The organism is Aquabacterium sp. A08, from assembly GCF_011742065.1.
The window spans coordinates 1-324 of record NZ_JAAQQT010000392.1 but is presented as its reverse complement, the minus strand read 5'-3'; the positions used below and the strand labels follow the sequence as shown (position 1 = coordinate 324).

Below are 324 nucleotides of genomic sequence, written 5' to 3'. Positions count from 1 at the left end.
GCTGCGCGACCAGGTCGCCCGGCGCTGCCAGGCGCGCGGCTGGAGCGGCTGGGTGGACACCGTGACCGACTGGCTGCTGGCCTGCCTGCAGGCCCGCCTGCCGCTGCCGCACGCGCCCCCGGCCGAACACGCCGCTGCCCCCGTGGCCCTGGCCGACCTGCGCACCTGCCTGCCGGAAATGGAGTTCTGGCTCGCCGCCCAGCCGCTGTCGGCCCGGGACATCGACCGCCTCGTCACCGCCCACACGCTGGGCGGCGCGCCGCGGCCGCCGCTGCGCGACGACCGGCTGCACGGCATGTTCAAAGGCTTCATGGACCTGGTGTT

Annotated in this window: 1 protein-coding gene; it reads left to right on the top strand. The window is 75.9% G+C overall.

Annotated features, from left to right (window positions below):
* On the top strand, window positions 1-324 hold a 324-nt coding region (locus HA630_RS02230; protein ID WP_208299925.1), incomplete at both ends, for a hypothetical protein.